Source organism: Cupriavidus sp. SK-3, assembly GCF_000611145.1.
Classification (GTDB): Bacteria; Pseudomonadota; Gammaproteobacteria; order Burkholderiales; family Burkholderiaceae; genus Cupriavidus.
In genome coordinates this window covers 67,945-89,260 of sequence record NZ_JFJV02000029.1, presented here as the reverse complement: position 1 = coordinate 89,260, position 21,316 = coordinate 67,945, and the positions used below count along the sequence as shown (strand labels likewise).

At 66.2% G+C, this 21,316-nt stretch carries 15 protein-coding genes; 8 read left to right on the top strand and 7 right to left on the bottom strand.

Annotation, left to right across the window (positions count from 1 at the left end; all coding sequences use genetic code 11):
- The first annotated feature begins 110 nt into the window (after positions 1-110).
- Positions 111-1,109, top strand: coding sequence for a 2Fe-2S iron-sulfur cluster-binding protein (locus CF70_RS02745; protein ID WP_035859958.1), 999 nt, complete (start codon positions 111-113; stop codon positions 1,107-1,109).
- A gap of 57 nt (positions 1,110-1,166) precedes the next feature.
- A complete protein-coding gene (locus CF70_RS02740; protein ID WP_035860014.1) occupies positions 1,167-1,865 on the top strand; it encodes a GntR family transcriptional regulator in 699 nt (232 codons plus the stop codon).
- Between the two features lie 8 nt (positions 1,866-1,873).
- Here the strand turns inward: CF70_RS02740 and CF70_RS02735 are convergent, their stop codons facing one another.
- Entirely contained in the window at positions 1,874-2,395 is a 522-nt protein-coding gene (locus tag CF70_RS02735) for a DsbA family protein (RefSeq protein WP_035859956.1), read from the bottom strand.
- Positions 2,396-2,497: 102 nt separating this feature from the next.
- Positions 2,498-2,758, bottom strand: a complete 261-nt coding sequence (locus CF70_RS02730; RefSeq protein WP_035859954.1) for a UBP-type zinc finger domain-containing protein — start codon at positions 2,756-2,758, stop codon at positions 2,498-2,500.
- A 263-nt stretch (positions 2,759-3,021) separates the two neighbouring features.
- Between CF70_RS02730 and wrbA the strand changes: the two genes are divergently transcribed.
- From wrbA to CF70_RS02710, 4 genes are all read left to right on the top strand, one after another.
- Positions 3,022-3,642 (top strand): NAD(P)H:quinone oxidoreductase, encoded by a 621-nt coding sequence (gene wrbA / locus CF70_RS02725; RefSeq protein ID WP_035859951.1) that lies wholly within the window; start codon positions 3,022-3,024, stop codon positions 3,640-3,642.
- A gap of 566 nt (positions 3,643-4,208) precedes the next feature.
- Positions 4,209-4,364: a DUF3309 family protein gene (locus CF70_RS34410; RefSeq protein ID WP_035859949.1), complete on the top strand. Its 156-nt coding sequence runs from the start codon at positions 4,209-4,211 to the stop codon at positions 4,362-4,364.
- Positions 4,365-4,517: 153 nt separating this feature from the next.
- Positions 4,518-13,061: a GH36-type glycosyl hydrolase domain-containing protein gene (locus CF70_RS02715; RefSeq protein ID WP_035859947.1), complete on the top strand. Its 8,544-nt coding sequence runs from the start codon at positions 4,518-4,520 to the stop codon at positions 13,059-13,061.
- A 162-nt stretch (positions 13,062-13,223) separates the two neighbouring features.
- On the top strand, positions 13,224-13,733 hold the full coding sequence (locus tag CF70_RS02710; RefSeq protein ID WP_035859944.1) for a phasin family protein: 510 nt from the start codon (positions 13,224-13,226) through the stop codon (positions 13,731-13,733).
- Between the two features lie 122 nt (positions 13,734-13,855).
- On the opposite strand, the gene CF70_RS02705 is transcribed toward CF70_RS02710, so the two are convergent.
- Positions 13,856-14,689: an anti-sigma factor family protein gene (locus CF70_RS02705; RefSeq protein WP_035859941.1), complete on the bottom strand. Its 834-nt coding sequence runs from the start codon at positions 14,687-14,689 to the stop codon at positions 13,856-13,858.
- A complete protein-coding gene (locus CF70_RS02700; RefSeq protein WP_035859938.1) occupies positions 14,689-15,207 on the bottom strand; it encodes an RNA polymerase sigma factor in 519 nt (172 codons plus the stop codon). The genes CF70_RS02705 and CF70_RS02700 overlap by 1 nt, the downstream gene beginning before the upstream one ends.
- A gap of 592 nt (positions 15,208-15,799) precedes the next feature.
- Between CF70_RS02700 and CF70_RS02690 the strand changes: the two genes are divergently transcribed.
- Positions 15,800-16,300, top strand: coding sequence for a DUF305 domain-containing protein (locus tag CF70_RS02690; protein ID WP_081861998.1), 501 nt, complete (start codon positions 15,800-15,802; stop codon positions 16,298-16,300).
- An 11-nt stretch (positions 16,301-16,311) separates the two neighbouring features.
- Positions 16,312-17,790, top strand: coding sequence for a YncE family protein (locus CF70_RS02685; RefSeq protein WP_035859933.1), 1,479 nt, complete (start codon positions 16,312-16,314; stop codon positions 17,788-17,790).
- A 199-nt stretch (positions 17,791-17,989) separates the two neighbouring features.
- On the opposite strand, the gene CF70_RS02680 is transcribed toward CF70_RS02685, so the two are convergent.
- The 3 genes from CF70_RS02680 to CF70_RS02670 all read right to left on the bottom strand — a co-directional run bounded on the left by CF70_RS02680 (position 17,990) and on the right by CF70_RS02670 (position 21,213).
- A complete protein-coding gene (locus tag CF70_RS02680; RefSeq protein WP_051647998.1) occupies positions 17,990-18,631 on the bottom strand; it encodes a uracil-DNA glycosylase family protein in 642 nt (213 codons plus the stop codon).
- Between the two features lie 200 nt (positions 18,632-18,831).
- Positions 18,832-19,905: a porin gene (locus tag CF70_RS02675; RefSeq protein ID WP_035860007.1), complete on the bottom strand. Its 1,074-nt coding sequence runs from the start codon at positions 19,903-19,905 to the stop codon at positions 18,832-18,834.
- 384 nt (positions 19,906-20,289) lie between these two features.
- A complete protein-coding gene (locus tag CF70_RS02670) occupies positions 20,290-21,213 on the bottom strand; it encodes a LysR family transcriptional regulator (protein ID WP_035859931.1) in 924 nt (307 codons plus the stop codon).
- Positions 21,214-21,316 lie beyond the last annotated feature (103 nt).

Below are 21,316 nucleotides of genomic sequence, written 5' to 3'. Positions count from 1 at the left end.
GCAGGGGGGTGAAACCGCCTTTGACTTTAGGTCTTAGGTTTTAGGTTTTAGGTTTCAGGTTTCAGGTTTCAGGTTTCAAAGCCCAAATCCTCACGCATTCCGAATCAGCCATGTCCTACCGCATCCATCTCCTCGAATCCCAACAATCATTCGAAGCCGCCGCCGGCGAAACGGTCCTGGACGGTGCCCTGCGCGCCAACGTGCAGATGGCGCACGACTGCCGCTTCGGCGGCTGCGCCACGTGCCGAGTCAGGCTGGTTGAAGGCGCGGTGGCCTATGAGGAATACCCCATGGGCCTGACCCCGGAAGAAGAGGCCGAAGGCTTTGCGCTGGCATGCCAGGCCCGGCCCACCAGCGACCTGGTGATCAGCACCGCGCGGCCAGGCGAGCCATGCGCCGAGCCCGCGCGGCATACCGCCGTGATCCGCAATATCGCGCCGCTCAGCGCCGACGTGGTGCACCTGACGCTGGAACTGCCGCAGGCGGAAACGCTCGACTACCGCCCCGGCCAGTACCTGAAGATCTTCACCGGCGACGGCATCGCGCGCAGCTTCTCGATGGCGTCGGTGCCGAGAGACCGCACGGTGGACCTGCACGTGCGCCGCATTCCCGGCGGCTACTTTACCGAACGCCTGCTGGCCAGCTTGCGCTCGGACGACCGGCTCGACGTGGAACTGCCACTGGGCGGCTTCTATTTCCGCAAGGACGACTATCGTCCGCTGGTGATGGTGGCCACCGGCACCGGCCTCGCCCCGATCAAGAGCATCCTTGAATCGCTGATGGACGATCCGGACTGCCCGCCGGTCTCGCTGTACTGGGGCATGCGCACCGCGGCGGATCTCTACATGCACGAGCAGATCCAGGCGTGGGGCGCGCGACTCTACGATTTCCAGTACGTACCAGTGCTGTCGCGCGCGGACGATGCATGGAACGGCCGGCGCGGCCATGTGCAGCACGCCGTCGCCGCCGACCTGCCGGACCTGTCCGAACATGCGATCTACCTGTGCGGCTCGCCGGACATGATCCGCGACGCGCGCGAGACCTTCCTCGCGCTCGGTGCCAGCGGCGCGCATATCTACGCGGACAGCTTCACCTTCCAACGCAGCTGAACCCATGCGCACGTGGCGGGCCAGGCGCTCGCCATGCCGCGCGGCCATATGACGAACATGTCCGACCAACCCGGCAGTGTTCCACCGGGCGCCGATCCGGCGCCTCCCGGCAATAACCTCGGCGCGCGCCATTCGCCGCTGTTCGCGCTGGTGACCGATACGCTGCGCCAGCGCATCGTCGGCGGCGTCTACCGCCAGGGCGACCGGCTGGTGGAGCACACACTGTCGGCCGAGCTGGGCGTGTCGCGCGTGCCGGTGCGCGAGGCGCTGCGCGCGCTGGCGGCCGAAGGGCTGGTCAGCATCGAGCCACGCCGCGGCGCCTCGGTGGCGTGCCTGTCGGAGCATGTCGCCAGGGAAATGGTCGAAGTGCGCGCCACCCTGGAGGGCCTCAATGCCAGGCTGGCCGCGCAGCGGCGCGACCCGCGGCTGGTCGCCGAGTTGCAGGAGGTCCTGCACCAGGGTAGCGCGGCTGCCCGCGAGGACGAGGCCGAGCGCCTGCTCGCGCTCAACTTCCGTTTTCATGAAGTGCTGGGCACCATCGCCGCCAACAGCGTGCTGCAAGACATGATGCGCTCGCTGCGCGAGCGCACCGGGCTGGTATTCGCGCCGGCTCACCACCTGCGCGCCCAGCAGAACTGGGACGAGCACGCGCAGATCCTGAAAGCAGTGATTGCCGGCGATGCCGATCTTGCATCGCTGCTGGCCACGCGGCACGTCTATAGCGCCGCGGAGGCGGCAACGCCCGCCGGCGGCTAGCCAGCCCCTCAGCGGTGCAGCGCTGCGGCGATGGCGTGGTCGAGATGCTCGATGCCGAAGGTCACATCCTGTATCACCCCGTTGACGAAGAAGGCCGGCGTGCCGCGCACATGGCTGGCGATCCCGCTCTGCTGGTGCTCGCGCACACGCTGGAGGTAGGAGTGGGACTTCATGTCGTAGTCAAAGCGCTCAAGATCCAGTTCCAGCGCGGCGGCGTACTGCCGCAAGGCCGCGGGCTTGAGTCCGTGATGCTGCTCGAACATTTGCTGGTGCATCGGCCAGAACTTGTGCTGGGCCCCGGCCGCCTCGGCCGCTTCGGCGGCGCCCTCGGCCAGCTGGTGCCAGGCGGTCAGCGGGAAATGGCGGTACACAAAGCGCACGCGGTCGTGGTAACGGCTGAGCAGGATCTTCACGCCGCCATAGGCCAGGTGGCAATACTGGCATTCGAAGTCGCCGTACTCGACCACGGTGACGTGGGCCGCTGCGCGCCCCAGTACGTGATCGGTCTGGTTAACGGGAGTCGACAGCATGGCATTCTCCTTCCGGAATTGGCGTGTCTGGACTGGCATGCGGCGGCGCCTTCATCGCCTTCGTCGACTTCAGCGGCGTTGCCGCGCGTTAGCCGACGCTCTTCAAGGGATGAACAGCTTGTCGATATAGCACCATCGCCAGGATTCGCCCGGCTCGAACGACTGGATCACCGGATGCTCGGTGGCGAGGAAATGCCGGGTGGCATGCCGGTTGGGAGAATCGTCGCAGCAGCCGACGTGGCCGCAGCACAGGCACAGGCGCAAGTGCACCCATTCGTCGCCGCTGCGCAGGCATTCCTCGCAGCCGCTTGCGCTTGGCGTGACAGGGTGGCTCAGCGCAAGATGCGGACACGCGGTTGTCATCGCGAATCTCCCTCGTTGACGCAGGCCCGGCAGACCCGTGCCGCGCGGCACGGGGACATCCCAGGGTATTTCATTGTAGGCGGCGCGGGTGCGAAGGGAAGGGCGGCGCCGTCGCGCGGCGCGCTGTCGTCGCCTAGACTCAAGCAGATGGGCGGCACGCATGCCGTATGTGCGCGCCCCGCGCCGGCGATGATCGGTGCTGGCCAGTTTTATCGCGGACGTCCTCCGGACGCCTGCTCCTTCCCTCATTCAGGAGCATTGTCATGACCTGCAAGATTCAGGTGGTCTTCTACAGCATGTACGGACACGTCTACAAGATGGCCGAAGCCGTGGCGGCAGGCGCGCGCGAAGTTGACGGCGCCGAGGTGGCGCTGTTGCAAGTGCCGGAACTGGTGCCTGACGCCGTGCTGGAAAAGAGTGGCGCCAAGGCCGCCCGCGCGGCATTCTCCCATGTGCCGATGGCCGTGCCGGAAAAACTGGCCGACGCCGACGCCATCTTGTTCGGCACGCCCACGCGCTTTGGCAATATGTGCGCGCAGATGCGCAATTTTCTCGACCAGACCGGCGGGCTGTGGATGAGCGGCGGGCTGGTCGGCAAAGTGGGGAGTGTCTTTACCAGCACGGCGACCCAGCATGGCGGGCAGGAAACCACCATCACCAGCTTCCACACCACGCTGTTGCACCAGGGGATGGTGATCGTGGGCGTTCCGTACACCGAGGCCCGCCTGCTCGACATGAGCCAGATCACCGGCGGCACGCCTTATGGCGCGTCTACCCTGACCGCGGCCGATGGCTCGCGCCAGCCCAGCGAGAACGAACTGGCGATCGCGCGTTACCAGGGAAGGCATGTGGCTGGCATTGCCGCGAAACTGATGGCGCGCTAAGCGCGGCGGCCGGACCTGGCCCGAACCGGCACTCGCCAGGCGGCGCCAAAGCCCCGCGCCCGCGCCGCCGGCATCAGGAAACGTTCCCGCAAAAAAAATAGGGCGGGCAACAGGGGCAGAGTATGCGAAGATGAAAGACAGCGGCGCGCCAAATGTGCGCGCCAGGCTGTCTCAGGACCGGGTCTTCATTCGCGCCACACTCCTTTCTTTCCGCCAGTGGCCTTGTCCTCGGTTCCAGTGCTTCCCCGAAGCATGCTGCCGTCACCCGGGGTCCCGGGTTGCCGATGGTTGTCATGCCATTCTCATCGCGGCGCCTGTCGCGGCGTCTCTTGCCGCAACGAATCCGCAGCGGATCCGTTGTGCGGCGTGGCCGCGCACGGCCAGCAATGTCCGTCATCGTACCGACAACGTACCCAATCAATGGCAAGGTGACGTCAGCGGTCAGGTCCATGCCAAGTGACGCGAAGTGGCGCATCTACCTTTGCATCGGGCTCGAAGATTCCGGCCCCCTGGCGAGATAGGCGTGGCGGCCTGGCCGAAACGCGGAGTCGGGAAAGGAGCGTTCCATGTTAGGAACCGTATTGCTGGTCGTGCTTGTGGTTGTTTTGCTCGGCGCCATGCCGACCTGGCCGCACAGCCGTTCCTGGGGCTATATGCCCAGCGGCGTGCTAGGCGTGCTGTTGCTTGTGGTGGTGGTGTTGTTACTTCTGGGCCGCTTATAGGCGATAACGTAAGCGATAACGTTCTCCTGAGCGCAACAGTCCGCGAAGCGATCGCGTGATGGCCGGCAGGCGCAGAGCTTGCCGGCCAGCCGTTTTTCAAGGAGGCGAGCCCGTCTCCCGATCCACGTCGACACGTCGACAACCAAGGCGCGCATGTATTCAGCTCTAGGCCGTACGTTCGAGTATTCCCGCACGCCTTCGCCGTGGGACGACAAGGCACCCGTACGGGAGGAACTGTTCGGCATCGAGCGGCTGGAGCAGCATGCGCAAAGCCTTGCCGCCGCCCAGCCCGTCACGGCGAAGCCGCCGCGTGTCCGGTCCCTGCGCAGCCGCCTCAATGACAATGCCGAGGTCTTGCTGGCAGCCTACCGGGCCAGCGCGGCGGAGCTGGAAAGCGGCAGGGCGGTTGTGCCCGCCGCCGAATGGCTGCTTGACAACTATCACCTGGTGGAGGCGCAGATCCGCGAGATACGCGACGACCTGCCCCCTGGTTACTATCGCCAGTTGCCCAAGCTTGGCGAGGGGCCATTCGCCGGCTATCCGCGCGTCTTCGGCCTTGCCTGGGCCTTCGTCGCACATACCGACAGCCATGTCGATCCTGGCACCCTGCGGCGGTTCATTGCCGCCTACCAGCGTGTGCAGCCCCTGACCATCGGTGAGCTGTGGGCGGTGGCCATCACGCTGCGCATTGTCCTGATCGAAAACCTGCGGCGGCTGGCGGAGCAGATCACGGCAGGGCGCATCGCACGCGCGGACGCGGACGCCCTGTCGAAGCGGCTTCTCAAATCGGGCTGCGCCCGCTCCGCGCTCGATATGGATATCGCCTCGCGCGCGGTGGCGCCCTTGTCGGAGCTGTTCGCCGCGCAACTGGCGAAGCGGCTCAGGGACCAGGACCCGCGTACCACGCCGACGCTCGGCTGGCTGGAGGAGCGGCTCGGGCTGCAGGGCGCATCGATCGACGACGTGGTGCGGCACGCCCAGCAGCGCCAGGGCGCATCGAACGTCACCGTGCGCAATGTCATCACCAGTATGCGCTTGATTTCCGACATCGACTGGGCAGAACTGTTCGAGAGCGTGAGCCTGGTCGACGAGCGGTTGCGCGCGGGCAGCGGTTATGCCGCGATGGATTTCGCCACCCGTAATCTGTACCGCAGCGCCATCGAGCAACTCGCCCGGGGCTCGCCGGCTTCGGAACTCGAGATCGCCGATCTTGCGCTGGCCACCGCGCGCGCCGCGTCCGCCGGTAGCGCAGATGCGGCACAAGCGGAGCGCATCGGGGATCCGGGATATCACCTGATCGCCGAGGGCAGGCGTGCCTTTGAGGCATTGATCGGCTTCCGTCCCCCGGCGCGGCTGCGGTTTAGCCGCATCAATATCGCGCTTGGGATCGGCGGCTATGCCGGCGCGATCCTGCTCGTCACCGTCGGCTTGCTCGCCGCTTCGCTCTGGTTGCTCGCCGCGGCCGCGCTTCCCGCGCTCTCCGGCGGCTGGCTTGCGCTGGTGGGCCTGCTAGGCCTTGTGCCGGCGAGCGAGGTGGCGACGGCACTGGTCAATCGCGGGATCGGCTGGACCTTTGGCGCATCCATCCTGCCCGGACTTGAACTGACCGAAGGCGTGCCAAGTTCGCTGCGTACGATGGTGGCCGTCCCCACGCTGTTGTCGAGCGAAGCCAGCCTGCGCGAGCAGATCGAGCGTCTTGAAGTCCATCACCTCGCCGGCGCCGGCGGCGACCTGACCTTTGCGCTGCTGACCGATGGGACCGATGCCGCCCAGGAGACCATGCCGGGCGACGCCGCGCTGCTGGCCGTAGCCGTCGAGGCGATCGGCGAGCTGAATCGCCGCTACTGGCCGGGCCCCGCCGGCGATCGCTTCCTGCTGCTACACCGGCGCCGCGTCTTCAACGCGGGCGAAGGCGTGTGGATGGGCTGGGAGCGCAAGCGCGGCAAGCTCCATGAACTCAACCGGCTGCTGCGCGGCGCCACGGACACGAGCTTTGTCCCTCTCGACGGCCTGCCGCCCCAGGTACCGCCCGGCGTGCGCTACGTGATCACGCTCGACGCCGACACGCGCCTGCCGCGCGACGCGGCGCTGCGGCTGATCGGCAAGATGGCCCACCCGCTGAACCGGCCACGGTTCGACGAACAGTTGCAGCGCGTCACCGGCGGCTACGCCATCCTGCAGCCGCGCGTCACGCCTTCGCTGCCGGTTGGCAGCGAAGGTTCGCTGTACCAGCGCATATTCTCGGCGCCGGGCGGCATCGATCCTTACGCGGCAGCCGCATCGGACGTCTACCAGGACATCTTCGGAGAAGGTTCGTACACCGGCAAGGGCATCTATGACGTCGACGCCTTCGAGGCCGCGCTGCGCGGCCGCGTTCCCGAGAATGCGGTGCTCAGCCATGATCTCTTCGAAGGCACGTTCGCCCGGGCCGGCCTGGCCTCGGATATCGAAGTCATCGAGGATTACCCAGCGCGCTATGACGTCGCGGCCAAGCGCCAGCATCGCTGGACGCGCGGCGACTGGCAACTTGTCGACTGGATTTTCCGGGGCCGTACGGGCAGCGCTGCGGTACCGATGCTGGGCCGCTGGAAGATGCTGGACAACCTGAGGCGCTCGCTGCTAGCGCCTTCGCTGCTGCTGGGCTTTGCCGCGTGCTGGCTGCTGCCGCCGGGCGCCGCCTCGCGCGGCACGCTGCTCTTGCTTGCGGCCATGGTCATCCCAGTCTTCTTTCCCGGTATGTTCTCCGTGATTCCCCACCGCGCCGGCATCCGTCTGCGCAATCACGTCGGGATGCTGGCCAGCGATCTGCGCGGCGCTGCCACGCAGGTCCTGCTGACGCTCGCGTTCCTGCCCGACGTGGCCTGGCGGATGGCCGATGCCGTCGCCAGGACGGCGGCGCGGCTGCGCTTCACGCGCCGCCACCTGCTGGAATGGACCACGGCCGCCCAGTCGATGACCAGTCCACGGCTCGACCTGGGCGGCTCTTACCGGCAGATGGCGGGTGGGGTATCGCTGACGCTGGCGGCGCTGGCCGGCACGCTTGCCTTCGCCCCTGCTTCCTGGCCGCTTGCGCTGCCCATGGGACTGCTCTGGCTGACGGCGCCCGTGCTTGCGCTGTGGGCAAGCCGGGCGCCGAAGGTTGGCAGGCGGATGATAGTGTCGGACGCCGACGCGCGCGAGCTGCGCCTGACCGCGCGCCGCACCTGGCGCTACTTCGAGACCATGGTGACGCCGGCGGACAACATGCTTCCGCCCGACAATTTCCAGGAGCAGCCAAGACCGGTCATCGCGCACCGGACCTCTCCCACCAATATCGGCCTGTACCTGCTTTCCACCATTGCCGCGCGCGACTTTGGCTGGAGCGGAACGGCGGCGACGGTCGAGCGGCTGGAAGCGGCGTTCACCGCTATGCGCAAGCTGCCGCGTTCCCATGGCCACTTCTACAACTGGTACGGAACGCAGGATCTGCGCGCGCTGACGCCTGCCTATGTCTCATCGGTGGACAGCGGCAACCTGGCCGGCCACCTGATCGCGCTGGCCAACGCCTGCGAAGAATGGTCCGATGGCGCGGCGGCGCCGGAGTTCCGGCCTGGCATGATGGACACCGTCAGACTGGCGCGCGAGGCCATAGCCGGACTGGCCATTGCCGGCAGCGAGCGCGCCGGCAAACTCAGTGAACTGCTTGAACAGGTCGAAACCCAGCTCGATGGCACGCAGGCAATGGCCATGCTGATGCCCGCGCTCAAGCGGCTGACCGAGAAATGCGCGGGCATCGCCCACGACATGCTGCCCGCGACAGGCGATGACAGCCTCGGGGACCTGGCGTTCTGGGTGGAAGCCCTGCGCAAGACCGTGGCCGAACATGAACAAGACCGGGTTCAGCGTATCGAATCGCCGGACTTGCTCCGCACGCGCCTGAACGCGCTGGCCGGGCTGGCGCGCGAGATGGCGCTGGGGATGGACTTCGCGTTTCTCATCGACGAGGAGCGCAAGCTGCTGTCGATCGGGTATTCGCAGGACGCCAACCGCCTCGACGTCAGTTGCTATGACCTGCTGGCGTCGGAAGCGCGGCTCGCCAGCCTGTTTGCCATCGCCAAGGGCGATGTGTCCACGCGCCACTGGTTCCGCCTTGGCCGGACTGCCACGCCGCTGGGCAATGGATCGGCGTTGATTTCGTGGTCCGGGTCCATGTTCGAGTACCTGATGCCCTCGCTGATCATGCGCGCGCCGGCAGGCAGCCTGCTCGAGCAGACCAACCGGCTGGTGGTGGAACGCCAGCAGGCCTACGGCCGCTCGCTGGGCGTGCCATGGGGCGTGTCCGAATCGGCGTACAACGCCCGCGACATGGAGTTTACGTACCAGTACTCCAACTTCGGCGTGCCGGGACTGGGCCTGAAGCGCGGGCTTTCCGACAACGTCGTGATCGCTCCGTATGCGACCGGCCTCGCGACCATGGTGGACCCACAGGGCGCGCAGCAGAACTACGCCCGTCTGGCGCAGATCGGGGCAAAAGGGCGTTACGGCTTCTATGAAGCCCTGGATTTCACCCGCTCCCGGCTGCCGGAAGACGAGGAGTTCGCCATCATCCGCAGCTACATGGCCCATCACCAGGGCATGACCATTGTGGCCATCGCCAATAGCCTGCACGGCGGGCAGATGCGGGAGCGCTTCCATCGCGAGCCGATGATCCAGGCCGCCGAGCTGCTGCTGCAGGAGCGCATGCCGCGCAATGTCGCCATTGCGCATCCACGCGCCGAAGAGGTAAAGGCTTCCACGGTGGAAGCCGGCAACGAGGATGCCACGGTGCGCAGGCTCTCGGGGGCGCCGGCTGGCGCGCCGGTCACGCATCTGCTGTCGAACGGGCGCTACGCGGTGATGCTGACCGCGGCCGGCGCGGGCTACAGCCGCTGGCGCGATCTTGCCGTGACGCGCTGGCGCGAGGACGCAACCCGAGATGACGCTGGCAGCTTTATCTTCCTGCGCGACACGCAGAGCCGCAGCGTCTGGCCGGCCGGCGCGCAATTCGCCGGCGGGGACGCGGACGAGAGCGGGCCGGGCAGTGAAGTGGTCTTCGCGGAAGACCACGCGGAGTTCATCCGGCGGGATGGCAGTCTGACCACCACGCTCTCCATCCTGGTCTCGGGAGAGGACGACGGGGAAGTCCGGCGTGTCTCGCTGGCAAACAGCGGGCGCCGTGCGCGCGAGATCGAGTTGACTTCCTATGCGGAACTGGTCCTGGCCGTGCAGGCCGCCGACGTCGCGCATCCGGCCTTTTCCAAGCTGTTTGTCCAGACCGAATACCTGGCCGAGTTCGGCGCGCTGGTGGCCACGCGCCGTCCGCGCTCACCCACCGAGCCGGAGATCTGGGCCGCGCATTTCACGGTGGTCGAAGGCGAGGTGGTTGCGGATCCCCAGTACGAGACCGACCGGGCGCATTTCCTCGGACAGGGGCGTGCCGGCAGGATCGTGGATGGTATCCGCGATGGCCACCCCCTCTCGGACACCGCCGGCACGGTGCTCGACGCGATCTTCTCGCTCCGGCAGCGCGTGCGTGTCGCACCGGGCGGAGTTGCCCGGATTGCCTTCTGGACGCTGGTGGCGCCGTCGCGTGCCGCGCTGCTGGACCAGATCGACAAGCATCATGACCGCAGCGCGTTCGAGCGGGCCAAGACCCTGGCCTGGACACAGGCCCAGGTCCAGTTGCGCCATCTCGACGTCAAGGCCGATGAGGCGGCGGATTTCCAGCGCCTGGCGGCGCCGATCCTCTATGCCGACGCCCGTTTCCGCGTCCCGTCGGAGGCGATTGCCCAGGGGGCGGGGCCGCAGTCCGGGCTCTGGCCGCATGCCATCTCCGGCGACCTGCCGATCGTGCTGCTGCGCATCGACGAGATCGACGATCTGGCGCAGGTTCGCCAACTGCTGCGCGCGCACGAGTACTGGCGCATGAAACGGCTGGCCGTCGACCTGGTCATCGTCAATGAACGCGCCTCTTCCTATATCCAGGACCTGCAAATCGCCATCGAGACGGCGGTGCGCAGCAGCCAGTCGCGGCCACGCTTCGGCGACGAACTGGCGCAGGGCTCGGTCTATACGCTGCGCGCGGACCTGATGCGCGTCGAGGCGCGAGCCTTGCTCCTGTCGGTCGCCCGCGTCGTACTGGCCGCACGCCGGGGGGCCATCGCCGAGCAGCTCGCCCACTTGCCGCAGGCGCCGCTGCGCGCAACTCCCGTGCGCCGCCAGGCCCCGCGTTCGTCGCCAGTGCCGCCGCAAGCCGCGCCGGACCTCGAGTTCTTCAACGGCCTTGGCGGCTTCGACAAGGCCGGGCGCGAGTATGTCATCGTGCTCGACTGCGCGGCCACGACACCCGCGCCGTGGATCAATGTGGTCGCCAACCCCGGCTTTGGCTTCCAGGCCTCGGCGCAGGGCAGTGGCTACACCTGGGCGGAGAACAGCCGCGAGAACCAGCTCACGCCCTGGTCCAACGACCCGGTGCTGGATCCGGCCGGCGAGGCGATCTACGTCCGCGACGAAGACAGCCTTGAGGTCTGGAGCCCGACCGCGCGGCCGATCCGCGATGGCGGCGCCTACACGGCCCGCCATGGGCATGGCTATAGCCGCTTTGCGCACCAGGCCAACGGCATTGCGCTTGACCTGCTGCAGTTCGTGCCGCTCGAAGACCCGGTCAAGATCTCTCGCCTGACCCTGAGCAACCTGTCCGCCGGGCGCCGCCGGCTTTCAGTCACCGCTTATGTGGAGTGGGTGCTTGGTACCGCCCGCGGTGCCTCGGGCCCGTTCATCGTGACCGGGATCGACGAGGCCACCCATGCGTTGCTGGCGCGCAATCCCTGGAGCACCGCCTTCTCCGGCCGCGTCGCCTTTGCCGATCTCGGCGGCAGGCAGACGGCCTGGACCGCCGACCGCACCGAGTTCCTGGGCCACAACGGCGGCACCGAAGCGCCTGCGGCGCTGCTCGGCCCTACGCCGTTGTCCGGGGCGGTGGGCGCGGGCTTCGATCCTTGCGCGGCTTTGCAGTGCTGCGTTGAGCTCGCTCCCGGCGAGACGCTCGAAGTGGTGGCCTTGCTCGGGGAGTGCGGCTCGGCCGCCGAGGCGAGGGCGCTGGTGCTGCGCTATCGCGCCGCCGATCTTGACGCGGTGCTCGATGCCGTGACGGGGCACTGGGACACCCTGCTCGGCGCGGTCCAGGTCAGGACGCCGGACCGCGCGATGGACATCATGCTCAATGGCTGGCTGCTGTACCAGACGCTTGCCTGCCGCATCTGGGCGCGCTCCGCCTTCTATCAGGCGAGCGGTGCCTATGGTTTTCGCGATCAGCTGCAGGACAACATGGCGCTCACCTTTGCGAGGCCGGCGGCCACGCGGCAGCATCTGTTGCGGGCAGCGGCGAGGCAGTTTGCCCAGGGCGACGTCCAGCACTGGTGGCTGGCGCATACCGGGCAGGGCGTGCGCACCCGGATTTCCGACGATTGTGTCTGGCTGGCTTTTGCCACGGCGACCTACATTGCCTGCTCGGGCGATGCGGCGGTGCTGGATGAGCTGGTGCCTTTCCTCGACGGGCCGGTACTTGCCGCCGACGAACATGACGCTTTCTTCCAGCCGATGACCTCGCAGGATCCGGCCTCGCTGTTCGAGCACTGCGCCCGAGGCATCGAGCGATGCCTTGCATTGACCGGGGCGCACGGGCTGCCGCTGATCGGCGGCGGCGACTGGAACGATGGCATGAACCGGGTCGGGGCCGGCGGCAAAGGCGAGAGCGTCTGGCTTGGCTGGTTGCTGGTGCGCACCCTCGCGCTCTTTGCGCCGCTGGCCGATACACGCGATGCCGCTCGTGCCGCACGCTGGCGCGCACACGCGGCAGCGCTGGGCGAGGCGCTGGAACACCACGGCTGGGATGGCGGCTGGTATCGCCGCGCCACCTTCGATGACGGCACCTGGCTGGGCTCGAAGACAAGCGCGGCTTGCCGGATCGACGCCATTGCCCAGTCGTGGGCCGTGCTGTCGGGCGCGGGCGATCCCGCGCGCGCGGCGACGGCCATGGCGTCGATGGCGCAATACCTGGTGCGCCGCGATGAGGGGTTGGCGCTGCTGTTCTCGCCACCATTCGAGGGCGCGTCGCCCGACCCCGGCTACATCGCAGCCTATCCGCCCGGCGTGCGTGAGAACGGCGGGCAGTACAGCCATGCCGCGATGTGGTCGGTTCTCGCCTTCGCCAGGCTGGGCAAAGGCGCAGAAGCTGTCGAACTGTTCTCCATGCTCAACCCGATCCACCACGCAAGCACGCCCGCTGGCGTCGAGCGCTACAAGGTCGAGCCCTATGTGGCCGCGGCCGACGTCTATTCCGTCGCGCCCCACACCGGACGCGGCGGATGGACCTGGTACACCGGCGCGGCGGGATGGATGTATCGCGCCGGGGTGGAGGGCATCCTGGGCATCCGCCGCGAAGGGGCCTGGCTGGTCGTCCAGCCGAGCATTCCGGCGGCGTGGCCTGGGTTTGAGGCCACCATCAGCCTAGGTGCCTGCCACTACGAAATCCGCGTGGAGACGCTCGCGCCCGGTGCCGGCGGCGGACATGCGGTCCTCGACGGGCTGGCGATTCGCAGTGGCGAAGGCACGGTGCGCGTGCCGCTCGATGACGGCAGGCACAGGCTGCTGCTCTGTATCCGTCCGGCGGCGGAGTAGGACGTATGCGTGGCATATCGCGCGGCTGGAAACGTCTTTTTGAATTCGCTTGACTCCTGGGCCAATGAGCCTATGATATGTCCAATTGTTGCAATGCAGCAAAGGTGATGCCGCCCACGGAAAACTCTTCGGAAGCGTTGGATCATCCTCAGGAGTTATTACATGGCACAACCCTCACAATCCCAAGCCCAGGCCCAAGCTCAGTTCTTCGGTTTCCAGCAAGCTAACCTTGACCTGTTTGTCGCGCTGGTCGGTCCCCTGGCCCGCGGCGCCGAAAAAATCACCGAACTGAACATGCAGGCGGTCAAGGCAAGCCTGGCGGACGGCGCGGATTACGTGCGTGAAGCCAGCCAGCAATCCGTTGGCGGCGTGTCTGGCTTCAAGCCGGAACTGACCAATGTGTTTGGCCAGAAGTTGAGCGCCTACGCCGGGCACATGAACGAAATCATCACTGCCACCGGCACCGAGTTCGCCCAGGTAGCCCAGCGCCAGATGAGCGCCTACGCTGCGCAGACCCAGGAAGCCCTGGCATCGCTTGGCCAGAATTTCATGTCGAACACGAACGGTTCGTTCCCTGGCGCCGGTGCGCAGGGTTGGGTCGCGGCCTACGAGACGGCACTCAAGCCCATGCGCGATGCCATGGAGTCCGTCACCGCGTCGGTAACGAAGTAAGGCGGCGCGCCGGGCACTGCCCGGCCGCCGCGCGGTACAAGACTGTTGATGAAGGAATCTGCGCCCGAGTGGCGCATTTTCTTTTGTTTATGGCCCTGGGAGGGGAAATGTGCCGGCAAGGCTCAGTCAGCGCTCGAAGGCGTGAGTTGCGCGTATACGTCATGCGAGAGCTGCAACAGTATCTTGCGATCGATGCCGCCTGAGACGGCGTAGCCGAAATCCCCATCCATCCAGTAGAAGACATTCACTGAACCGTCCCGATAAAGCTTGAACGCTGTCCTGTTTGTGGTCACCTTCCTGTGCGAGATGTACAGAGTGATGCGTTCGCCTTTTGCATCGCGATACATGAATTGGGCAACGCCGCCGTCGGCATCCGGAAGAAGACGCCCTCCCACCAGCTCGAAGCCAAGACTGGTCAGGACGGGAGGATGCACGTTGGTGCCGAGCCGGTTTGCCAGCCATTGCACGAAATCCTGCTCGCGATCGGCACCCAGATTGGCGGGACGCACAACGTCGGGCATGTACACCACGTGCGCGAGCGCCGCCTGGTAGGCGAACCGTTCCGGATCTCCCGCGCTCACGGCCACGGTATCCGGCTTGCCCGCCGGCAGCCCGGGGGCGCGCGTGGCTGTCTGGAACCCCGCGCCAATGCCAATGCCGAGCACGAGCGCCGCCGCCATGCCGGCCAACTGGGGCCAGTTGGCAGCTTCCCGCCACCTCCAGCGATGCTCGCGGGGAGGCTGGGGCTGCAAACGCTTCGGCACCGGCTCGCCCAGCACCGGGTCGTAGCGGCCGTGAAGCAAGCGGTTCATGGCGAAGTAGTCCTTGACCCGCGCGGCAAGTTCGGGATTCTGCTCGAGCGCGAGTTCCACCTGCGTGCGGCGTGCCTCGGGCAACATCCCGTCGACGTACGCATGCAGGTCTTCTTCGCTGATTGCGGTTTGTTGCTCTTTCATCAACGGACCACCCTTAGTTTCGGGGCAGGTTGCGCACCGGCCATCAATGCGCGCAGCCTTTCCCGGCCGCGAGAAAGTCTCGACATGACCGTACCGATGGGAACGTCGAGTTCGAGCGCCACGTCGGCATAGCTCATCTCTTCGAGCCCGACAAGCAGCACCACTTCGCGTTGCTCCGCGGGCAGGCGCTGCAACGCATAGTCGAGATCGCGCATCTCCAGCGAGCGCGTCTGATCTACCGGCGCGGCGAACTCGAGTTCTGCGATGCATTCATCGTCAACCGGCACGTGCACGGCCCTGAACGACGCTTTTCGCACCTGGTTGGCAAAGAGGTTATGCATGATGGTGAAGAGCCAGGCGCGTAGATCGGACCCGGCGCGGAACTGTTCCGTGCGGCCCAGCGCTCGCTCAAGCGTGTCCTGCACAAGATCGTCGGCCAGGTCTCGGTTGCTGAGCAGCGCTCTCGCATACCGACGCAGCCGTGGAACGTGCTCCATCAACTCATCGCGTACGCTCATGGCTCGCCCCGCCCGGTTGCCGGACGCGCTCCCGCGGGAGCAGGGACGCATCGAAGTGTCGGAAGCTTATGCATCTGAGTCTATGCCAAGGCCGGCTCCGCTCACGGCGCAACGGCACACTATCGGCATACGCCTGTATATCCACTTCGGACGGCGGTTCCTGGAACGGGGGATCGGTTGGCACCGTGGCTTCCTGAAAGTCTCGACTGATCTGGTGAACACCGCGAGCCCGCGGTTTATTCCATTGCGCGGAGAAATTCTGGCGGCTCTGGGTGCGGAGTGATCTGACGACAACTTTTTGCGGGCCGCCAGCGACACGGCGTCAGGGTGGCGCCCGGGATGAGCGAGCACAGCACCAGCCGGGCAGCGGTCTTGGTCGCCTGGCTGACGCCGCATTGTTGCCGGGAGCCGTATTCCTGGAATCGAGGCGCCTACGCGTGCAAACACCGCGAGACCCTGAGTATTCCATGCCGTCCCGAGAGCCCCCTCGTTCGTACGCGAAAAAAATAATGCGGCACTAGCGGAATAAACAATCTGCCGCGCTGTTCACCCCGTTAACGCCTGCTCAGGCAAACAACCGGGAGAGCCCGTCATGTCTTCGATCCCTGCTTCCATCCGGCGCCTGTCGCTGGTGGCCGCGGCTGCCGCTGCAGTTTTTCTGTACCTTGGCAGTCCGGCCTTCGCCGCAGATGCGCCGCCTGCCACCACAGAAGAAGATGCCTTCCTCGCCGAGAACGATGCGGCGATGACAAAGATGATGGACGACATGGCGATCAAGCCGAGTGGCGATATCGCCCGCGACTTCGTCGCGATGATGGCGCCACATCATCAAGGCGCTATCGATATGGCGAAAGCCTATCTCCGCTATGGCCAGAACGAGCAACTGCGCCGCGTGGCGCAGGAGATTATTGTCGGGCAGCAACAGGAAATCATCGCGATGCGGATGGCGGTCGGCTTGCCATTGCCACCGTCGTCCCCTGTCTCTACACAGCAGACACAGCAGACACAGCAGACACAGCAGACACAGCAGACTGGTTCCAGTCCCGGCGCCGCGCATCACAACATGCCCATGACCACCCCCGCCAACCCATAACGGAAGCCATGATGAAACGCATATCTCACTATGCCGCGTTACTGACGATGACGGCGCTCGCCGCCAGCCAGCCTGCATGGGCCGGACAAGTGCCTGCAGCGCTTTCCGCACCGGATATCCCGGTAAGCCACCACGACCGCGTGTATGCGGCCGAGCAATTCTCGAATACGGTTTCCGTGACGGACCCCGCCGACAATAGGCTGCTGGGCGTGATCCGGCTCGGCGATCCGTCGCCAGGCAACTTCAGCCCGCTATATCGCGGCCAGGTGCTCGTCCACGGCTTGGGCTTCTCGCCGGATCACCGGACGCTCGCGGTGGTGTCCATCGGTTCGAACTCAGTGTCGTTCATCGACACACAGACAAACGCGGTCAAGCACACGACCTATGTGGGCCGCTCGCCGCACGAGGCGTTCTACACGCCGGATGGCAAGGAAGTCTGGGTGACGGTACGCGGCGAGAACTACGTGGCGGTGCTCGACGCCAGGACGTTCGAAGAGAAAACCCGCATCACAGTGCCGGCTGGTCCCGGCATGCAGATCTTCTCGCCGGATGGCAAGTATGGATATGTGTGCTCGTCGTTCAATCCCGAAACCGCCGTGATTTCCGTCGCGGACCACAAGATCGTCGGCAAGATCAGGCAGGACTCGCCGTTCTGCCCGAATATTGCTGCCACGCCCGATGGCAGGCAGGTCTGGTTCACGCTCAAGGATGTGGGGCGGGTGCAGGTCTTCGATGCACGTCCTCCCTTTGCGCCGATCAAGAGTTTCGAGACCGGCCCGATCACCAACCACGTCAACTTCGCCGGCAATGCCAAGGGCTCGTTCGCCTACGTGACCGTTGGCGGCCTGAACCAGGTGAAGGTGTTCCGCACGGACGACTTCTCGCAAGTCGCGACCATCCCGGTTGGCAAGCTGCCCCACGGTCTGTGGCCGTCCGGGGACGGCACGCGCCTGTACGTTGGCCTCGAGAACGACGACGCGCTGGCGGTGATTGATACCTTGGCAAACAAGGTTGTCGCCAACGTGCCGATCGGGCAGGCCCCCCAGGCTCTTGCCTATGTGCCAAATGCCGTGCCGGAAGGTGATGGGACCCAGAACCTGCAGCCGCTCGGTGTGGCGGGACAGGCCAGCCGTCTGGCACTGATGCCGCTGGGTGATGGCAAGGCATCGGGTGCGGCCACGGCGCCTACCAGCGTTGCCTTGTTCGATCAGGGACTGGTGCAAGTGTTGCAGGCATCGGTGACGGGCCTGCAGCCCAAGCAGCCGTATGTTCTTGCGCTCTCTGACAAATCCGACGGTAGCGGCCCCGTGGAGGTGCTTGCGTCCTTCATGACCAATCCCGCCGGCGCCGCGATCGTGAACTCCATCGGCCAGATCCGCCAGATTGTCGCGCCGGATGCCAGTAGGGCGGAAGACAAGCGTCGTTACCTGGTAGTGGCTCCGCAGGTGTCAGGCAAGCCGGGCGCGCCCGTCCAGGTCCAGGCTCCCTAGGCATCCGTCGCATTGTGCCTGTACACCGCTGATCCTGGCTCGACGCCTTTCTCCGCATGCCGGGGGAATCGTAGCGCTTTGCTGGCTTGCTCCGGAGCAGCCGAAGGCCGCCTCGGCTCTCCCATCCCGGAAATCGGTGATGAGCGGGCAATGGCTGCGGATGGTTGCGGCGCATCCGGGCGGCGCCTGAGAACCCTGGCTAGTCGCGCCGACGCGCCAGGACGGCGGCAACCTGCTGGCGCAGTACCGGCAGCAACTCCCTGGCGAACCAGTCATTGCGCTTGAACCACCCCTGGTTGCGTGGTGACGGGTGCGGCAAGGGCAGATAGCGTGGTCCATGCGCGGCAAAGCCCGCCACCGTCGGTGTCACGCCGCCGCGCGCAGCGGCGCCAAGAAACCGCCGCTGCGCGTATTGCCCGACCAGCAGTGTCAGTTCAATATCCGGCAGGCATGCCAGCAACGCGTCCATCCACAGCGGCGCGCACTCCTTGCGCGGCGGCAGGTCGCCGCTGGCGCCGCGGCCCGGATAGCACAGGCCCATCGGGATGATGGCGATGCGCGCGGGATCGTAGAAGACTTCCTTGTCAATTCCCATCCACTCACGCAGGCGGTCGCCGCTGGGATCGTCCCAGGGGATGCCGCTGGCATGCACGCGCGTGCCGGGTGCCTGGCCGACGATCAGGATGCGCGCCGGGGTGGCGGCCTGTACTACGGGGCGGGGGCCAAGCGGCAAGTGCGCTTCGCAGGCGCGGCAGGCGCGCACGCGCGCCAGCAGGGCTTCGAGGTCAGGCTGGCTGGCGGCTTGTGAAACAGTTGCGTGGACGTGGGAAAGGGGCTTCATGCTTTGCTACGGCCCATGACGGGTGGGACGCCAGACCATAGCATAGTGCGCTGCCATCTGCGATCGTGCCTGGAAAGACGCATGGCGGATGGCGGCCGGCAAGCGCAGAGTGGTGTTCGCCAATATGAATGGAAACGGCCGGTCAACAACGACCGGCCGTTATGTTTGTGCCGCTTGCGCCGATTGTGCCGTGCGCCGGATCAGAACCGGTGCCGCACCCCCACCCCAAAGCTGTCGGCATGCGACTGGTCGCTCAGCTTGTCGTAGAAGTAGGCAGCATAGACATCGGTGCGCTTGGACAGGTTGTAGTCGTAAGCCAGTCCAACCGTATTGCGTTTGAAATCCGCGACATCGTTCCTGGTCTTGTCGTAGGCGTACGAGACCAGCACGTTGCCGTTGCCCAACAGCACCGAGGCGCCGACCTGGCCGTTGGTGTGCTTGATGTCGCCGGTGGCGTTGTTGACGCTGCTCTTGATGTACTGGCCCTGTGCGAACAGCTTGACCACCTTGAAGTCGTAGCTCACGCCCACCTGCACGGCGTTCTGCTTGTCGAACCCGGACAGTGCCGCGGGCGAGGTCACGTCGCCCGGCACGCTGTTGAACTTGACCTGCTGGAAGGCCACCGTGGCGCCGAAGTTGCCGTTGAAGTAGAGCACGTTGCCGCCCCACTTGTTCTTGCCGACGCTACCCGCCTGCTCGCCGAAGGCGTAGATGGCATTGGCGGTGAGGCCGCCGAAGTTCGGCGTGGAGTACACCAGCGAGTTGCTCCAGCCCGAGTCGCCGATGATGCCCGGGTCGTACACGCGGCCGTTGCTGGCCGAGAAGTACGTATGGAAGATCGCAGGCGAGAACACATAGGAGTCGACCAGCGGGTTGAAGAGGATGGTCGAGAGGAAGTAGGGCGTGGTATTGCGCCCCATCTTGACCGTGCCCAGCGTGGCGCTCTGCAGGCCGACGTAAGCATTGCGGGTGAACAGCGCATCGCCGTCGAAGCGGCCCTGCTTGCCGGTGTCCGGACGCAGGAAGCCGTTGAGGTCGAAGATCGCCTTGAGGCCGGTGCCGAGATCCTCTGTACCCTTGATGCCCCAGTACGAGGTTTGCATGCCGCCGCTGTTGACGCCCCAGGCGCGGTCCGCGCCGCCTGCCTTGGTGGCGCCCACGTAGGCGTCAACCATCCCGTAAAGCGTGACGCTGGATTGCGCCATCGCATGGCCGCAGAGCAAGGCTGCGGCCATGACCGCCAGTTTCATGACCGGCTTGAACTTGTGTTGCATAAAGACCTCCATGGTTGACCCCGTTCTCCTTCGTTGCTGGCTCTGTCGAATTCTCCGGGCACGACAACGCCCCCGCGGGGACAGGCCCCGGCTATTTGAAAAGTGTGTGATCTGGAAATGGCTGGCGCGGGAATGCGCCGGTGGCTAACGGCGCTGGCTCATGCTTGTTGCGGGATTCTCATCTTGCTGTGGTTGCTGTGGTTGCTTTCGTAGGCGTCCGGCCCGGGCCGGTGGCGCCTGGCGTGACTGCATTGAATGTGCGATGGATGCAGTTTGCGGCAATTCGATTGCATGCAACCAGCACTTATTTCTTCTCATGGCGCACGCAAATTGTGTGCACTCGCCGGCGCGCGTGGCGGGCCGCGGCGCCGGTCAGGCCGCGCTTCAGGCCGCCTCGGCCAACGGCTGGTGCAGGCCCGTCAGCGCTGCCTTCAGGTGCTCGGCAAAAGCCGCCGCCGGCGGGGGCAGGTTGCGGCCCTTGCGGGCACCCAGCACCAGCCGGCCGCCGCACAGTTCGGGGTCGGACAGCGGCACGGCGACCAGCGTGCCCTGGCGCGCCTCGCGCAGCGTGCCGGCCTGGAACTGGAAGCAGATCGCGCCGGTCTGGCGCGCAAAGCTCATCAGCATCTCCACGGTGGTCGCCTCCAGCATGACCCGTAGCGACAGCCGGTTGCGCGCGCAGATGGCCTCGATCAGCCGCCGGCTGCCGAAGCTGTCGGGCCCGAGCGCGACCGGATAGGGCTGGCAGTCGGACAGCCGCAGCGAGCGCCGGCCAGCCAGCGGATGGTCCGGGCGCATCATCGCGCAGAAGGGTTGCGCGGACACTGTCAGTTCATGCAGGAAGGCGGTGGGAGGCGGGTCGTGCGCCAGCAGCAGGTCTGCCTCGTCCTCCCTGAGCGCGGCCAGCAGGTCGCCGGTGTTGCCCACCGACACGCGAAACTGGACGCCACGATGGGTGGACTGGTAGTGGCCGATGACTCCGGGCAGGAAATCCGTGGCGACTGACTCGACCGTCGCAATGCGCACCATGCCGCGCACGAGCCCGCGCAGTTGCTCCATCTGCGCGGCGGCGGAGTCCAGGTCGGCCAGGCTGCGGCGCACGGTGGCGATCAGCACTTCGCCGGCGGCGGTCAGCCGCACCCCGCGCGGCAGGCGCTCGAACAGCGGGGTGCCGACCTGTTGCTCCACCTCCAGGATTTTCCGGTTCAGCGCGGTGGAGGCGACGTGGAGTTGCTCGGCGGCTTTGCGGATCGAGCCGTGGCGGGCCACGGCATCCAGGTAGAGATAGAGGCGAGGGGGGTGGAGCATGGTGGTTGCGCTCGGGCGCTAGTGAGATCGATTCGCTCTCACTAGCAAGGATCGTGCGCAGGTGCATGCCGGCCGTTGCCGTACCGTGGGCGGACTAGTGACG

What these genes read in the sequence shown, in the direction of transcription:
- CF70_RS02745 (WP_035859958.1), top strand. Translation starts at nt 111, where the DNA reads ATGTCCTACCGCATCCATCTCCTCGAATCCCAACAATCATTCGAAGCC.
- CF70_RS02740 (WP_035860014.1), top strand. Translation starts at nt 1,167, where the DNA reads ATGTCCGACCAACCCGGCAGTGTTCCACCGGGCGCCGATCCGGCGCCT.
- CF70_RS02735 (WP_035859956.1), bottom strand. Translation starts at nt 2,395, where the DNA reads ATGCTGTCGACTCCCGTTAACCAGACCGATCACGTACTGGGGCGCGCA.
- CF70_RS02730 (WP_035859954.1), bottom strand. Translation starts at nt 2,758, where the DNA reads ATGACAACCGCGTGTCCGCATCTTGCGCTGAGCCACCCTGTCACGCCA.
- wrbA (WP_035859951.1), top strand. Translation starts at nt 3,022, where the DNA reads ATGACCTGCAAGATTCAGGTGGTCTTCTACAGCATGTACGGACACGTC.
- CF70_RS34410 (WP_035859949.1), top strand. Translation starts at nt 4,209, where the DNA reads ATGTTAGGAACCGTATTGCTGGTCGTGCTTGTGGTTGTTTTGCTCGGC.
- CF70_RS02715 (WP_035859947.1), top strand. Translation starts at nt 4,518, where the DNA reads ATGTATTCAGCTCTAGGCCGTACGTTCGAGTATTCCCGCACGCCTTCG.
- CF70_RS02710 (WP_035859944.1), top strand. Translation starts at nt 13,224, where the DNA reads ATGGCACAACCCTCACAATCCCAAGCCCAGGCCCAAGCTCAGTTCTTC.
- CF70_RS02705 (WP_035859941.1), bottom strand. Translation starts at nt 14,689, where the DNA reads ATGAAAGAGCAACAAACCGCAATCAGCGAAGAAGACCTGCATGCGTAC.
- CF70_RS02700 (WP_035859938.1), bottom strand. Translation starts at nt 15,207, where the DNA reads ATGAGCGTACGCGATGAGTTGATGGAGCACGTTCCACGGCTGCGTCGG.
- CF70_RS02690 (WP_081861998.1), top strand. Translation starts at nt 15,800, where the DNA reads ATGTCTTCGATCCCTGCTTCCATCCGGCGCCTGTCGCTGGTGGCCGCG.
- CF70_RS02685 (WP_035859933.1), top strand. Translation starts at nt 16,312, where the DNA reads ATGAAACGCATATCTCACTATGCCGCGTTACTGACGATGACGGCGCTC.
- CF70_RS02680 (WP_051647998.1), bottom strand. Translation starts at nt 18,631, where the DNA reads ATGAAGCCCCTTTCCCACGTCCACGCAACTGTTTCACAAGCCGCCAGC.
- CF70_RS02675 (WP_035860007.1), bottom strand. Translation starts at nt 19,905, where the DNA reads ATGCAACACAAGTTCAAGCCGGTCATGAAACTGGCGGTCATGGCCGCA.
- CF70_RS02670 (WP_035859931.1), bottom strand. Translation starts at nt 21,213, where the DNA reads ATGCTCCACCCCCCTCGCCTCTATCTCTACCTGGATGCCGTGGCCCGC.